Below are 14,083 nucleotides of genomic sequence, written 5' to 3'. Positions count from 1 at the left end.
GGGTCTCGCGCTCGCGTTCGGCGCGGGCCCGGGCCACCCGGTCGTCCTCGCCGAGCAGTTCGGCGGCCTCGTCCAGCAGGGGCACGTCGGCGACGGTCCAGGCGCGGGTCACCGGACGGCGGACCGCGTCGGCGTCCTCCTGCGGGAGGTGGCCGTCCGGTGCGGCGAGGAAGTCGGCGACCAGCCGCTGCGGGGTGATCCGGGGCCACAGCTGGTCGATGGCGTCCCACACCTCGGGGTTCTCGGCGAGTTCGTCGCGGATCTGGGTGATGTCGGAGGCGTCGAGCAGGCTGCCGCCGTCGTAGGGGTCGGTGCCCACGCGTTCGGCGTACAGGTCGGTGAGCGTGTTGAGGATGTGCCCCTCGAAGTGCTCGCGGGCCGCGTTGTGCGGCAGCTTGGCGGCGCGGGTGCGCTCACGGGCGACGCGCACCAGGCCGTCGTCCAGCAGGAGCACCTCGCGGTCGTGCTCGATCGCGATGACCGGGTCGGGCAGCGCCTGCCGGTCGCGTACGACGGCGGCGAGCACGTCGGCCATGCCGGCGCGGCCCTTGACGGCGGCGGCCTCGGGGGTGTCGGCGGCGGTGGCCCGTACGCCGGGGAACAGCTCGCCGACGGTGGCGAGCAGGACGCCGGTCTCGCCGAGGGAGGGCAGCACCTCGCCGATGTAGCCGAGGAAGGCCGGGTTCGGGCCGACGATGAGGACCGCCCGGCGGGCCAGCAGTTCCCGGTGCTCGTACAGCAGGTAGGCGGCGCGGTGCAGGGCGACCGCGGTCTTGCCGGTGCCGGGGCCGCCCTCCACGACCAGCACGCCCCGGTGCGGCGCCCGGATGATGCGGTCCTGGTCGGCCTGGATGGTCTGCACGATGTCGCTCATCCGGCCGGTGCGGGCCGAGTTCAGGGCGGCCAGCAGGACGGCGTCGCCGCTGGGGTCCTCGTGCCCGGTGCGGGTGGCGTCGCCGAGGTCGAGGATCTCGTCGTGCAGGGAGGTGACGGTACGGCCCTCGGAGGCGATGTGCCGGCGGCGGCGCAGGCCCATCGGGGTGTGGCCGGTGGCCAGGTAGAAGGGACGGGCGACGTCGGCCCGCCAGTCGATGAGGACCGGGGTGTGCTCGGTGTCGTCCTCGCGCAGCCCGATCCGGCCGATGTGGTGCTCGGTGCCGTCGGTGAGGTCGATGCGGCCGAAGCAGAGCGAGCCGTCCACGGCGTTCAGCGCGGCGAGCAGTCCGGAGCGCTCGGCGACCAGGATGTCCCGCTCCAGCCGGGCCTGCATGGGCTTGTCGCCCTGGGCGAGGGCGTCGGCGACGGAGGATTCGGCCTCGCCGCGCAGCACGTCCACGCGCGCGTACAGTCCGTCGATGAATTCCTGCTCGCGCCGGATTTCATCGTCTGGAAATTCGGTGTTTGACAATTCCGCTCCCGCCCGGATATACTGTGCTCAGTAAACATCATTCGCGACCGGCGATTCATCGCAGAAATGAAGTCGCGAATCATTGAATATACGCACAGGAATCCCCCGAGCGCAATTGCTCGGGGGATTTTCTGCGGGCGGGGCCGCTTTACAGCACGTCGGCCAGCTCCTCCAGGAGGCGCCGCTTGGGCCGCGCCCCCACCATCGACCGCACGGGCTCACCGTCCCGGAACACCATGAACGTGGGCATCGACAGCACCTTGTACGCGTTCGTGGTCCCCGGGTTGTGGTCCACGTTCAGCTGGACGACCTTGAGCCGCTCCCCCTCCTCGTCGGCGAGGGCGCTCAGCACCGGCGCCATCTGCCGGCACGGCGGACACCAGTCCGCCGTGAACTCCACCAGCACCGGCAGTTCCGACGCCAGCACCTCCGTCTCGAAGTCCGCGTCCCCCACCTCGGGCACACCTGCCGCCTTCGTCACCGCTCACGCCCTCCCAGTTCGCACAGCGGCTCCGGACCTCCCGGAGCCAGCGCCTCGACGGCCAGTTCGTCCCGCGCCCGCTCGGCCCGCGCCAGCTGCCCCGCGACCGACTCGCGGACCGCCGTCAGCTGGCCGATGAGCGCGTCCAGCTCGGCCAGCTTGCGCCGGTAGACCACGAGCGAGGCCGGGCAGGAGTCGCCCTCGGGGTGCCCGGCACGCAGGCACTCCACGAACGGCCGGGTCTCCTCCAGGTCGAACCCGAAGTCCTGCAGCGTGCGGATCTGCCGCAGCAGTCTGAGGTCGTCCTCGTCATAGGTACGGTGTCCGTTGCCGTCACGCCGGGCCGGCAGCAGCCCCCGGGCCTCGTAGTACCGCAGGGTGCGTGTCGTGGTCCCGGCCCGTGCGGCCAGCTCGCCGATGCGCATGACTACGACGGTAGGGGTTGACGTCGGCGTCAAGGCAAGGCCGGCGGCCCGCGCCGTGCGGCTAGACGTGCGCCAGGCCCGCCGATTCCTCCACCTCCAGCAGGGACGCGCTGCGCCGCTCCTCGTCGAACTTGCGGCGTCCGCCGCGCAGGCCGAACAGCCGCTTGGTGAGGGCGATGTAGAGGACGGCGAGGATGTTCAGCACGAGGGTCGCGATCTTGAGCCAGCTGATGTGCTCGGTGAGTTCGTAGACCTCCAGCGGCAGGAAGGCCGCCGTGGCGACCACCGTCAGGTACTCCGCCCAGCGCTTGGCGTACCACAGGCCGACCGCCTCGATCAGCTCGACCAGCGCGTAGGCCACCAGCAGGGCGGCCACCAGGAGCAGGGTGGAGTGCCGGTAGCCGAACGCCTTCTGCACCGAGCCGACGACCGGTGAGTGGTCGAGGTCGTAGTGGAAGTGCCGGAAGACCGGGCGGAAGACGTCCAGGTACTCGTCGAACAGGCGGCGGACGGCGTCCTGGCTGTTGCTGAACTTCCACACCGCGGCCGCGACGAGCACGATGAACACCCCGCGCACGGCCCGCTCGACGGCGAGGAAGCGCAGGACGAACAGGTCCCGGATCACCTTGCCGCGCGGCACCAGCGGCGCCTCGGCGGCCGGCCCCGACCCGTGCGGCTCGCCGAGCGCGAAGTCACCGCAGCGCAGGCACCGCCAGACCTCGCCGAGCGCGGTCTGGGCGTGCAGCCGGATCCGCAGCCGGGGGTCGTCGGGCGCGTAGGTCACATGGCCCTTGCGCGCACAGGTCCGCCGGTCCCAGTCGATCGTCATCCCCCGTGCCTCCACACCTCGGCCGATTCGTCCTCACGGGCGCCAGGGGTACGGGCGCCACCTGTACGGACGCCAGATGCGAACGTGCCGTTCCGGTTGGTCCGGAACGGCACGGTCACGAATGGGGGCGCGCTGCGCTCAGCCGGCCGTGCTGTCGGCCAGTTCCTTCTTCTCGGCCTCCGGCTGCGGTGCGTCCGCCTCGCGGCGCGGCAGCAGGACGGCCACCAGGACCGTGCCGACGCCGAGGATCACCGCGCCGACCAGGCTGGTGTGGGCGACCGCGTCGGAGAAGGCGGAGCCGACCGCGTCGGCCATCTGCCGGGCGCCGGCCGCCAGCTCACCGGCCTGCTGCTTGAGCTGCGCGGCCTGCTGCGGGTCACCGGCCTGCTGGGCCCGCGCGGCGGCCTGCCGCGCCTGCTCGCCGATGCCCTGCGCGACGGCGTACCCGGCGCCGACCGAGTCCTGCGCGGTGTCCAGGGCGCTCGCCGGGAGCTTGCTGCCGGCGGTGGCGTCGGCGAGGTGGTCGCCGTAGGAGGTGGCGAGCAGCGAGCCGAGCAGGGCGATGCCGAGCGAGCCGCCCAGCTCCAGCGAGGTGTCGTTGACGGCGCCGCCGACACCCAGCTCGGACTCCGGGAAGGAGCCCATGATGGCGTCGGTGCAGGGCGAGAGGGCCAGGCCGATGGCGAGGCCCAGGATGACCAGGGGCGCCACGAAGTCGCCGTACGTGGAGCCGGCGTCCACCCGGGTGAGCAGGGCGAGGGCGGTCGTACCGGCGACCATGCCGGCGCTGACGGTCCACTTCATGCCGACGCGCGGGGTGAGGTACCCGGTCAGCGCCGAGCCGGCGAAGACGGCGCCGGCGAGCGGCAGCATGCGCACACCGGTCTCCAGGGCGTCGTAGCCGAGGACGAACTGCAGGTGCTGGGTGAGGTAGTAGAAGGCGCCGAAGACGGCGAGGAAGAACAGGGCGACGGCCAGGTTGGAGCCGGCGAACCGGCGGCTGGCGAAGCGGCGCACGTCCAGGATGGGGCGCGGGTGGCGCAGCTCCCACAGGACGAACGCGATCAGGCCGGCCCCGGCGACGACGGCCGCCCCGACGGCCTTGGCGTGCCAGCCGAAGTGCGGGCCCTCGATGATCATGTAGACGAGCGCGCCGGTCCACAGCACCGACAGCAGGCCGCCGACGTAGTCGATGCGGTCGTGGTGGCCGGCCTTGGAGGGCGGTACGAGGACGAAGGCGCCGACGATGGCGACGGCGGCGACGGGCACGTTGATCAGGAAGGTGGAGGCCCAGCCGTGGTCGCGCAGCAGGGCGCCGGCGACCACCGGTCCGGCGGCGATGGCCAGCCCCGCGGTGGCGGTCCACAGCGTGATCGCCTTGGCCCGCTCGGCGCGCGGGAAGGTCGCGGCGAGCAGGGAGAGCGTGGCCGGCATGATCAGGGCGGCACCGACGCCCATCACGGCCCGGGCCGCGATGACGGTCGCGGAGGTGTCGGCGAGGTAGCCGAAGACGGCCCCGCCGCCGAAGACCAGCAGGCCGAGGACGAGCGCGCCGCGCCGGCTGTACTTGTCGCCGATCGCGCCGAGCAGCAGCATCAGCGCCGCGTAGGGGACGGTGTAGCCGTCGATCACCCACTGCAGGTCGGCGCTGGAGAGCCCGAGGTCCCGGGTCATGTCGGGCGCCGCGACGGTGAGGGCGGTGTTCGCCATCACGATGATCAGCAGGCTCAGGCAGAGCACCAGGAGCGCCCACCAGCGCCGGGCGTAGGGGCGGTCCGTCCTGTCGACCGGTTCGGTCATGACGAGTCGCATGGCAGGGGTGGCCTTCCTCGGGTACGCGACGGAACGTGGACAACGGCATGCAATTGCACAACCATGTGCAATGTACGTCGTTGCACAGCACTGTGCAAGTCGAGTCCGGGAGTCCCCGGGGAGGCACAATGACCGCCATGACCACGGGTAGCACCAGCCGCGCCGACGCCAACCGGCGCCGCATCCTCGACGTCGCCCTGACCGAACTGCTGCGCGATCCCGACGCCTCCATGGACCAGATCGCGCGCGCCGCGGGCGTCGTACGGCGCACGGTCTACGGGCATTTCCCCAGCCGGGAAGCGCTCATCAGCACCCTGGTGGACGAGGCGGTGCAGGCGCTGGCGGACGCGGACGCGCACGCCCGCGCCGGCGTCAGCGACCCGGCGGAGTCGGTGGCCCGCTCGGTGCTCGCCCTGTGGCCGGTCGCCGACCGCTACCGGCTGCTGATCGCCCTGGCCCAGCGCACGGTCACCGTGCAGGGCATCCGCGACCGCCTGGCGCCGCTGCGCGAGAACAAGGTCCGTCTGCTCCAGCGCGGTCTGGACGAGGGTGTCTTCGCCTCGCCGCTGCCGGCGCCGGCCCTCGCGTACGTCCACGAGCAGATGCTGTTCGCGGTGATGGAGGCGGTGAACGACGGCCTCCTGGCAGCGCAGGAGGCGGGCCGCTCCGCCACGGTCGCCGTGCTGACCGCGGCGGGCGTACCCGCCTCACGGGCCACCGAGCTGGTGGCCGGGGTGTCGTAGTCCCGACGGACCCGCGGAAGCCGGGCGGCCGAGTCACGGGGGAGGACTCGGCCGCCCGGCGGCGGGGCCGGACGCCCGGCCCGGGTTCAGGCGGGGCCGGACGTCCGGAGTTCGAGGGCCGGCTCAGGCCTTGGCGAGCTCCTTCTCGCCGTCCTCCTGCGCCTCGGGGACCGCGGCCGCCCCGGACCGGTTCTCGTCCAGCAGCGTGGTCTCGTCGAAGGGCAGCTCACCGGCGAGCACCTGGTGCACCCGGACCGTGTCGATCTCCTTGGTCCACGTGCCCACCAGGACCGTCGCGACCGCGTTGCCCGCGAAGTTCGTCAGGGCGCGCGCCTCGCTCATGAACCGGTCGATGCCCACGATCAGTCCGACGCCGTCGACCAGCGCCGGCTTGTGCGACTGCAGACCGCCGGCCAGGGTGGCCAGCCCGGCGCCGCTGACGCCGGCCGCGCCCTTGGACGCCAGCAGCAGGAACAGCAGCAGCGGGATCTGCTCGCCGACCGACATGGGCGTACCCAGCGCGTCCGCGATGTACAGCGACGCCATGGTCATGTAGATCATCGTGCCGTCGAGGTTGAAGGAGTACCCGGTCGGCACGGTGATGCCGACGACCGGCCGGCTGACGCCCAGGTGCTCCATCTTGGCGATCAGGCGCGGCAGCGCGGACTCCGACGAGGACGTCGACAGGATCAGCAGGAACTCGCGGCCGAGGTACTTGAACAGGGAGAAGACGTTCAGGCCCGCGACGATCCGCAGCAGCGCGCCGAGCACGACGAAGACGAACAGGAAGCAGGTGACGTAGAAGCCGAGCATCAGCACGGCGAGGCTCTTGAGCGCGTCGATGCCCGCGGAGCCGACCACGGCCGCGATCGCGCCGAACGCGCCGACGGGCGCGGCCCACATCACCATGGACAGGATGCGGAAGACCAGCCGCTGGATGTGCTCGATGCCGCGCAGCACCGGCTGTCCGGCCGAGCCCATCGCCTGCAGCGCGAACCCGGCGAGCAGGGCCACGAGCAGGGTCTGCAGTACCTGGCCCTCGGTGAAGGCGGACACGAACGTGGTCGGGATGATCGACAGGACGAAGTCCACCGGCGGCAGCGCGTCGGGCGAGACCTGGCTGTGCCCGGTCGCCTTGATCGCGTCGGTGAGGTGCAGCCCGTCGCCGGGGTGCAGCACGTTGCCGACGACGAGACCGATGGCGAGCGCGACGAGTGACATCACGAGGAAGTAGCCGAGCGCGATGCCGCCGACGGCGCCGACCTTGGCGGCCTTGCGCACGGATCCGATGCCGAGCACGATCGTGCAGAAGATGATCGGCGAGATCATCATCTTGATCAGGTTCACGAATCCGGTGCCCAGCGGCTTCAGCTCCACCGCGGCGTCGGGCCAGATCAGGCCCACGGCGATGCCGAGCGCGACCGCCGCGATGACGGCGATGTACAGGTAGTGGGTCCGGTCCCGCTTCACGCGGGCTGCGGCAGGTGCCGTATCGGGGGTGCTGGCGGCCACGACTGCCCTCCTTGACGTCTTCGTCGGCGTAACTACCGGCGTGCGGCTCACGTCCGGGCGTTTTGGGGAATGCCGTGACTATCTCCCGGCCTGTGAGGGCGGTCACCCTTCCGTTCATTTAGTTCACGCTCGACCGGAGAGGCACACTGCTGGCATGCGTCTGCCCGCCCTCCCCCGGCCCCGCAGCCTGGCCGGCCAGCTGTTCGCCATGCAGGCCGTGCTGATCGCGGTGGTCGTGGCCGGGTACGCGCTGTTCACCTACGTCAGCGACCAGCGGCAGGCCGAGGACGCCGCCGCCCGGCAGGCCACGGCGGTGGCCCGGTCGATCGCCGACTCCCCCTCGGTCCGCGCGGCGATCCGCACCGCCGACCCCACGGCCCGGCTGGAGCCGTACGCCCTCCAGGTCATGCGGGACGCGAACGTCGACTTCGTCACGATCATGAACCCGTCCGGCATCCGCTGGACCCACCCCGACCGCGACCAGATCGGCAGGCGCTTCCTCGGCAACATCGGCCCCGCCCAGCGCGGCCGCACCTTCACCGAGACCTACACCGGCACCCTCGGCGCGTCCGTGCGCGCGGTGACCCCCATCACGGACCACGGCCGGATCGTCGGCCTGGTCAGCGCCGGCATCAAGGTGGAGACGATCAGCGCCCGGGTCCAGGACCAGGTGGCGGCCCTGCTCGCGGTGGCCGGCGGGACCCTGCTGCTCGGCGCGGTCGGCACCTACGTCATCAACGCCCGGCTGCGCCGCCACACCCACGGCATGAACGCCACCGAGCTCAGCCACATGCACGACTACCACCAGGCGGCGCTGCACGCCGTCCGGGAAGGGCTGCTGATGCTGGACGGCCAGTACCGGGTGGCACTGATCAACGACGGCGGCCGGGAACTCCTGGGCGTCGGCCCCGAGGAGGAGGCGATCGGCCGCTCGGTGGCCGGCCTGGGCCTTCCCGCCCCGCTGACCGGCGCCCTGCTGTCCGCCGAGCCCCGGGTGGACGAGGTGCACCTGACGGAGTCCCGGGTGCTGGTGGTGAACACCTCCCCGGTGTCCGGGGGCGAGCGGCGCGGCACGGTCGTGACCCTCCGCGACGTGACCGAGCTGCAGTCCCTGATGGGCGAACTGGACTCCGAGCGCGGCTTCACCCAGGCCCTGCGCTCCCAGGCGCACGAGGCGGCGAACCGGCTGCACACGGTGGTCTCCCTGATCGAGCTGGGCCGGGCCGAGGAGGCCGTGGCGTTCGCCACGGCCGAGCTGGAGCTGGCGCAGGCCCTGACCGACCAGGTGGTGGCCGCGGTGCGCGAGCCGGTGCTGGCCGCGCTGCTGCTGGGCAAGACCGCGCAGGCCAACGAACGGGGCGTGGAACTGGTGGTCTCGCCGGACAGCCGGCTGGACGACGGGCTGCTGCCGGAGAGCCTGTCCGCCCGCGACCTGGTGACGATCCTCGGCAACCTGATCGACAACGCGGTGGACGCGGCGCAGGGCAGCGTGCGGGCGCGGGTGACGGTGACGGCGTACGCTACGGCCGCCGAGGTGGTGCTCCGCGTCTCGGACACCGGTCCGGGGGTCGACCCGGACCACGCCGGCCTGGTATTCCAGCGGGGGTTCTCCACCAAGCCGGCCGGGCCCGGCGGGCGGGGACTCGGGCTGGCCCTGGTCCGGCAGGCGGTCCACCGCCACGAGGGCACCCTGACGGTGACGGAGTCCGACGAGGACGGCGAGGGCGGAGCGGTGTTCGAGGTGCGGTTGCCGTTGCGCACACCCCTGGGCGGCAGCGGATGACGGGCGAGCGGCAGCCCATCCGCGTCCTCGTCGTCGAGGACGATCCGGTGGCCGCCGACGCACACGTGATGTACGTCGGCCGGGTACCGGGGTTCGTCGCGGTCGGGAAGGCGCACACGGGTGCGGAGGCACGGCGGATCCTGGACCGCACGGTGGTGGACCTGCTGCTGCTCGATCTGCATCTGCCGGACGGACACGGCCTGCAGCTCGCCCGGTCCCTGCGCGCCGCCGGCTATCACGCCGACGTGATAGCGGTGACGTCGGCACGGGACCTGACGGTGGTGCGGGAAGGGGTCTCCCTGGGCGTCGTCCAGTACGTCCTGAAACCGTTCACGTTCGCGACGCTGAGGGACCGGCTGGTGCGCTACGCCGAGTTCCACGCGGCGGTGGGCGAGGCGAGCGGCCAGGACGAGGTGGACCGCGCCCTGGCGGCCCTGCGCGCCCCGACCCCGGCGGCCCTGCCGAAGGGCCTGAGCGGACCGACGCTGGAACGGGTGACGTCCACCCTGCGGGAGGCCCCCGAGGGGCTCACCGCGGCCGGGGTGGCCGAGGCCGTGGGCATCTCGCGCATCACCGCGCGCCGGTACCTGGAGCATCTGGTGGACGCCGGCCGGGCCGGGCGCAGTCCGCTGTACGGCCAGGTGGGACGGCCGGAGCTGGTGTACCGGTGGGTGTCTCAGGGGCGCTGAGGACTTCCGGCGCGGGCACCGCGTCCCGCACGCCGGCGGCACCGCTCACCCGTCCGCGTCCCCCGCCCCGAACGGCACGGCGTACTGCACGACGCACACGCCCAGCCCCGTGACCGCGGCCGCCTCCAGCACGGACACGGCCACCAGCCCGGCCGGGACGTCACCGCCCGCCCAGAAGACGACGAGCGCGCTCGACGGCACGACGCAGAAGGCCAGCAGGTCGACCACGCACTGCACGATCTTCCGGGAGAGGCGCCGGGCGTCCCGCCGGTGCGCGGCCTCCCAGCGGAAGACCTCACCGCCCTCGGCCCGGGCCAGCGCGGCGAGCCGGGGCGCCAGCTCGGCCCGGACGTACGCCCCGATCGCCGAGATCTTCTGGTCGTTGACCAGGTACGTCCAGCCCAGCACCACACACACCGGCGGCAGCGCGAGCAGCATCGCCGGCTGCCTTGCCTGCGCCGCGGCGGCGATGACGGCCGCCACCACCGTGAGGGTGACGTACAGCAGGTTGTCCCGGAAGCCGATGCGGGTCTTCTGCTCGTCCTTCAGGGTCTGGTACTCGCTGAGCAGCAACTGCCCCACGGTGACGTCTCGTTCCGGCACGTGCGCCCCTTCCCCCCGGCAGTACCTTATGAGTGTGCCGGAGACCCGATCCACCGTGCTGGTCCTGACCGCGCTCGCGCTGGAGTACGCGGCCGTACGGGCGTACATCGAGGACCGCGAGGAACGGTCCCATCCCGGCAACGGGACCTATGTGGAGGTGGGCCGCCTGCGCGGTACGGCGTGCCGGGTGGCCGCCGCCGAACTGGGCGAGGGCTCCCGCACCACCGCCGCGCTCACTTCCTCCCTCGTGGGCTGGCTGCGCCCCCGGGCGGTCCTCTTCGTCGGTGTGGCCGGCGGCCTCAAGGAGGACATCGGCCTGGGGGACGTGGTGGTGGGCACGAAGGTGTACGGCATCCACGGGGGCAAGGTCACCCCCGAGGGGCTGCTGGACCGGCCGGAGGCCTGGCACGGCTCCCACGCGCTGCTCTCCGCCGCACGTGCCGCCGTACGGGACATGCCCGGCGTCCGGGTCCACTTCAAGCCGATCGCCACGGGGGACCTGGTGCTCGCCGACGCGGAGTCCGAGGCCGCCCGGCACGTCCGTGAGCGGTACAACGACGCCGTCGCGGTCGAGACGGAGGGCTCGGGGGCGGCCCACGCGGCCCACCTGGAGGGCCGGGACGCCCTCGTCGTCCGTGGCATCAGCGACCATGCCGACGCCGGGAAGGCGGCGGCCGACGCGGGCGGCTCACAGGTGCGGGCGGCGGCCCAGGCCGCCGCCGTCGCCGCGGCGGTGCTGCGCAAGTACCACCCCGGGAGCGGCCACCCGGGGGGCGGCCACCCCGGTGGCGGCGGGCCCGGTGGCTCGCAGGGGGGACCCGAAGCGACGTACCGGGGCGACCACATCGACTTCCGGGGCGGGATCTTCCACGGCCCCGTCACCGGCAAGCGGACCGGAGACCGGTAGGAGCGCGCCCGCGGCCCCGTCCCGGGGTGTTCCGTCCGGGTGCATACCGAACGGCCGGAACTGTGCTTTCGCACGATCCGTGGTCCTGGCGGAACGGACCGTAGCCACCGGACGAACGGGCCCCTAGCTTGTGCCGGGTGCGCCAACCCTCAGCTCCCCCCTTCAACGCTCCGGCCGCCCGCAGGCTGCGCGCCGCGCTCGGCATGGGCCCCGAGCACGTCGCCCACGCCATGCGGGTGTCGTACGGACTGCCCTACGTGACCCCCGACCTGGTGACCGCCTGGGAACGCGGCACGGCGGCCCCCAGCCACCCCGAACTGACCGCGCTGGCGGGCGTGCTGTGGTGTTCCCCGGGGGAACTGTTCGGCCGGCCGCGGACGCTGCGCGAGCACCGCGCCGCCCGCGCCGTGGCGGCCGAGGACGTCGCCCGTGCCGTCGGCGTGGACGTGCGGTCGTACCTGCGCATGGAGGAGAGCGGGCGGTGGCGGGGCGACGAGCGCCAGTCGGCCGCGCTGGCCCGGGTGCTCGATCTCGCCCTGCCCGACTTCGTCGCCGTCACCGGCCGCGAGGCCAGGCTCGCCGAGCTGCTGCGCAGCGCGGTGACCACGCGCTGGCAGGCCTACGGGCGGCCGGTGCGCAAACTGGTGCCGCTGGATCCGGACGTCCTCGACGGGGCGCTGCGGGAGCTGCACGAGGACTACCAGGGGCTCATGGCCGCCACCCTCAGCTGGGGCGGCGGCAGCAGGAGCGCCAGCGAGTCCGGGCGGGAGTTCCTCGACCGGATCGTGGAGAACTTCTGGGCGGCGGTGAGGAAGCGGAGCTGACGGCTGCGGACCAGTGGACTAGAAGACCGACTCGGCCTCGTCCATCCGGTCCTTGGGCACCGTCTTCAGCTCGGTGACCGCCTCCGCGAGCGGCACCATGACGATGTCGGTGCCGCGCAGCGCGGTCATCCGGCCGAACTCGCCGCGGTGCGCGGCCTCGACGGCGTGCCAGCCGAACCGGGTGGCGAGGACGCGGTCGTACGGGGTGGGGACGCCGCCGCGCTGGACGTGGCCGAGGATGACCGGCTTGGCCTCCTTGCCCAGGCGACGCTCCAGCTCGTAGGCGAGGGCGGTGCCGATGCCCTGGAAGCGCTCGTGGCCGTACTGGTCGATCTCGCCCTTGCCGTAGTCCATGGAGCCCTCGGCGGGGTGGGCGCCCTCGGCGACGCAGATGACGGCGAACTTCTTGCCGCGGGCGAACCGCTCCTCGACCATCTTGACCAGGTCGGCGGGGTCGAAGGGCCGTTCGGGCAGACAGATGCCGTGGGCGCCGGCGGCCATGCCGGACTCCAGGGCGATCCAGCCGGCGTGCCGGCCCATGACCTCGACGACCATCACGCGCTGGTGGGACTCGGCCGTGGTCTTCAGCCGGTCCATGGCCTCGGCGGCCACGCCGACGGCGGTGTCGAAGCCGAAGGTGCGGTCGGTGGAGGAGATGTCGTTGTCGATGGTCTTCGGGACGCCGACGACGGGGAGGCCGGCGTCGGAGAGCATGCGGGCCGCGGTCAGCGTGCCCTCGCCGCCGATCGGGATCAGCGCGTCGATGCCGAATTCCTCGACCATGTCGGCGGCGCCCTCGCAGGCCTCGCGCAGCCGGTCGCGCTCCAGGCGGGAGGAGCCGAGGATGGTGCCGCCGCGGGCCAGGATGCCGCTGACCGCGTCCAGGTCGAGGGCGCGGTAGTGGCGGTCCAGCAGACCCCGGTAGCCGTCCTCGAAGCCGATGACCTCGTCGCCGTACTGCGCCACCGCCCGGTGCACGACCGACCGGATCACGGCGTTCAGGCCGGGGCAGTCGCCGCCTGCGGTGAGAACTCCGATGCGCATCGTGCTGTGTCTCCTGCTCGCTGTCGGTGCCGGTGAGCCGCTGTCGATTCTTTCACGTCCGCCGGGCAGGTGAAGTCTTGACGGGCGCCTTATCCGGCGGCAGGGGTATTGTCAAGAGGGTTCAGCTCACCTTGGTGGGCGATTTTTATGCCGAAGAGGCGACGCGAGCGACAAGAGGAACGGAGTGGACACGTGACGCGCAGCGTGTACGTGACCGGGATCGACCGCGGTGACGGCCGCCAGGTCGTGGAGCTGGGAGTCATGGAACTCCTGACCCGGCAGGTCGACCGGGTGGGGGTCTTCCGTCCGCTCGTCCACGACGGCCCCGATCGGCTGTTCGAGTTGCTGCGGGCGCGCTACCGCCTCTCCCAGGACCCGGCGACCGTCTACGGCATGGACTACCACCGGGCCTCCGCGCTCCAGGCCGAGCAGGGCACCGACGAGCTGGTCTCCGCCCTCGTCGACCGCTTCCACCTGGTGGCCCGGGACTACGACGTCGTCCTCGTCCTCGGCACCGACTACGCCGGCACCCAGCTGCCGGACGAGCTGTCCCTGAACGCCCGGCTCGCCAACGAGTTCGGCGCCTCCGTGATCCCGGTGGTCGGCGGCCGCAGGCAGTCCGCCGCGTCCGTGCTCGCCGAGACCCGCAACGCCTACCGCGCCTACGACGGCCTCGGCTGCGACGTGCTGGCCATGGTCGCCAACCGGGTCGCCCGCGAGGACCGCGACGAGATCGCCGGGCGGCTCGCCAGCCGGCTGCCGGTGCCGACGTACGTGCTGCCCGACGAGCCGGCGCTGTCCGCGCCGACAGTCGCGCAGATCGCCCAGGCCCTCGGCGCCAAGGTGCTGCTCGGCGACGACTCCGGGCTCGCCCGGGACGCGCTGGACTTCGTCTTCGGCGGCGCGATGCTGCCGAACTTCCTGAGCGCCCTGACCCCGGGCTGCCTGGTCGTCACCCCGGGCGACCGCGCCGACCTGGTCGTCGGCTCGCTGGCCGCGCACAGCGCCGGCACCCCGCCGATA

Annotated in this window: 14 protein-coding genes; 6 read left to right on the top strand and 8 right to left on the bottom strand. The window is 72.7% G+C overall.

What is annotated here, in order from left to right:
- From IE312_RS43310 to IE312_RS35415, 5 genes are all read right to left on the bottom strand, one after another.
- On the bottom strand, positions 1–1,378 hold a 1,378-nt coding region (locus tag IE312_RS43310; RefSeq protein ID WP_368860041.1), incomplete at its 3' end, for a HelD family protein.
- A gap of 178 nt (positions 1,379–1,556) precedes the next feature.
- Positions 1,557–1,871 carry a thioredoxin gene (gene trxA / locus IE312_RS35430; protein ID WP_189986416.1) on the bottom strand — a complete coding sequence of 105 codons (315 nt, stop codon included), beginning with the start codon at positions 1,869–1,871 and terminating at the stop codon, positions 1,557–1,559.
- 14 nt (positions 1,872–1,885) lie between these two features.
- The gene (locus IE312_RS35425; RefSeq protein WP_189986406.1) at positions 1,886–2,314 is read right to left on the bottom strand and encodes a MerR family transcriptional regulator; all 429 of its coding nucleotides are present in this window, start codon (positions 2,312–2,314) and stop codon (positions 1,886–1,888) included.
- Positions 2,315–2,375: 61 nt separating this feature from the next.
- Positions 2,376–3,143, bottom strand: coding sequence for a DUF2127 domain-containing protein (locus IE312_RS35420; protein ID WP_189986404.1), 768 nt, complete (start codon positions 3,141–3,143; stop codon positions 2,376–2,378).
- 138 nt (positions 3,144–3,281) lie between these two features.
- Positions 3,282–4,955: an MFS transporter gene (locus tag IE312_RS35415; protein WP_189986402.1), complete on the bottom strand. Its 1,674-nt coding sequence runs from the start codon at positions 4,953–4,955 to the stop codon at positions 3,282–3,284.
- Positions 4,956–5,083: 128 nt separating this feature from the next.
- On the opposite strand from IE312_RS35415, the gene IE312_RS35410 reads away from it, so the two are divergent.
- On the top strand, positions 5,084–5,698 hold the full coding sequence (locus IE312_RS35410; protein ID WP_189986400.1) for a TetR/AcrR family transcriptional regulator: 615 nt from the start codon (positions 5,084–5,086) through the stop codon (positions 5,696–5,698).
- A 123-nt stretch (positions 5,699–5,821) separates the two neighbouring features.
- Here the strand turns inward: IE312_RS35410 and IE312_RS35405 are convergent, their stop codons facing one another.
- Positions 5,822–7,210 (bottom strand): cation:dicarboxylate symporter family transporter, encoded by a 1,389-nt coding sequence (locus IE312_RS35405; RefSeq protein WP_189986398.1) that lies wholly within the window; start codon positions 7,208–7,210, stop codon positions 5,822–5,824.
- A gap of 154 nt (positions 7,211–7,364) precedes the next feature.
- Between IE312_RS35405 and IE312_RS35400 the strand changes: the two genes are divergently transcribed.
- Both IE312_RS35400 and IE312_RS35395 read left to right on the top strand, forming a co-directional pair.
- Positions 7,365–8,993, top strand: a complete 1,629-nt coding sequence (locus IE312_RS35400; protein WP_189986397.1) for a sensor histidine kinase — start codon at positions 7,365–7,367, stop codon at positions 8,991–8,993.
- Positions 8,990–9,682 (top strand): response regulator, encoded by a 693-nt coding sequence (locus tag IE312_RS35395; protein ID WP_189986396.1) that lies wholly within the window; start codon positions 8,990–8,992, stop codon positions 9,680–9,682. The genes IE312_RS35400 and IE312_RS35395 overlap by 4 nt, the downstream gene beginning before the upstream one ends.
- A gap of 45 nt (positions 9,683–9,727) precedes the next feature.
- Here IE312_RS35395 and IE312_RS35390 read toward each other — a convergent pair whose 3' ends face one another.
- On the bottom strand, positions 9,728–10,285 hold the full coding sequence (locus tag IE312_RS35390) for a hypothetical protein (RefSeq protein ID WP_189986394.1): 558 nt from the start codon (positions 10,283–10,285) through the stop codon (positions 9,728–9,730).
- A 28-nt stretch (positions 10,286–10,313) separates the two neighbouring features.
- Here IE312_RS35390 and IE312_RS35385 point away from each other — a divergent pair, with 28 nt between their 5' ends.
- The gene (locus IE312_RS35385) at positions 10,314–11,192 is read left to right on the top strand and encodes a 5'-methylthioadenosine/S-adenosylhomocysteine nucleosidase family protein (protein WP_189986393.1); all 879 of its coding nucleotides are present in this window, start codon (positions 10,314–10,316) and stop codon (positions 11,190–11,192) included.
- A gap of 128 nt (positions 11,193–11,320) precedes the next feature.
- Positions 11,321–12,016: a helix-turn-helix domain-containing protein gene (locus IE312_RS35380; RefSeq protein WP_189986391.1), complete on the top strand. Its 696-nt coding sequence runs from the start codon at positions 11,321–11,323 to the stop codon at positions 12,014–12,016.
- 18 nt (positions 12,017–12,034) lie between these two features.
- Here the strand turns inward: IE312_RS35380 and IE312_RS35375 are convergent, their stop codons facing one another.
- The gene (locus IE312_RS35375) at positions 12,035–13,060 is read right to left on the bottom strand and encodes an ATP-dependent 6-phosphofructokinase (protein WP_189986389.1); all 1,026 of its coding nucleotides are present in this window, start codon (positions 13,058–13,060) and stop codon (positions 12,035–12,037) included.
- Positions 13,061–13,252: 192 nt separating this feature from the next.
- On the opposite strand from IE312_RS35375, the gene IE312_RS43305 reads away from it, so the two are divergent.
- The coding region (locus IE312_RS43305; protein ID WP_229900828.1) for an AAA family ATPase at positions 13,253–14,083 on the top strand (831 nt) is incomplete at its 3' end.

It is taken from the genome of Streptomyces capoamus (assembly GCF_014654935.1).
GTDB classification, from domain to species: domain Bacteria; phylum Actinomycetota; class Actinomycetes; order Streptomycetales; family Streptomycetaceae; genus Streptomyces; species Streptomyces capoamus.
This window is presented reverse-complemented; position numbering and strand designations above follow the sequence as displayed.

Coding starts and splice junctions, on each gene's coding strand:
- IE312_RS35385 (WP_189986393.1), top strand. CDS start 10,314: ATGAGTGTGCCGGAGACCCGATCCACCGTGCTGGTCCTGACCGCGCTC.
- IE312_RS35410 (WP_189986400.1), top strand. CDS start 5,084: ATGACCGCCATGACCACGGGTAGCACCAGCCGCGCCGACGCCAACCGG.
- IE312_RS35375 (WP_189986389.1), bottom strand. CDS start 13,060: ATGCGCATCGGAGTTCTCACCGCAGGCGGCGACTGCCCCGGCCTGAAC.
- IE312_RS35395 (WP_189986396.1), top strand. CDS start 8,990: ATGACGGGCGAGCGGCAGCCCATCCGCGTCCTCGTCGTCGAGGACGAT.
- IE312_RS35400 (WP_189986397.1), top strand. CDS start 7,365: ATGCGTCTGCCCGCCCTCCCCCGGCCCCGCAGCCTGGCCGGCCAGCTG.
- IE312_RS35415 (WP_189986402.1), bottom strand. CDS start 4,955: ATGCGACTCGTCATGACCGAACCGGTCGACAGGACGGACCGCCCCTAC.
- IE312_RS35420 (WP_189986404.1), bottom strand. CDS start 3,143: ATGACGATCGACTGGGACCGGCGGACCTGTGCGCGCAAGGGCCATGTG.
- IE312_RS35425 (WP_189986406.1), bottom strand. CDS start 2,314: ATGCGCATCGGCGAGCTGGCCGCACGGGCCGGGACCACGACACGCACC.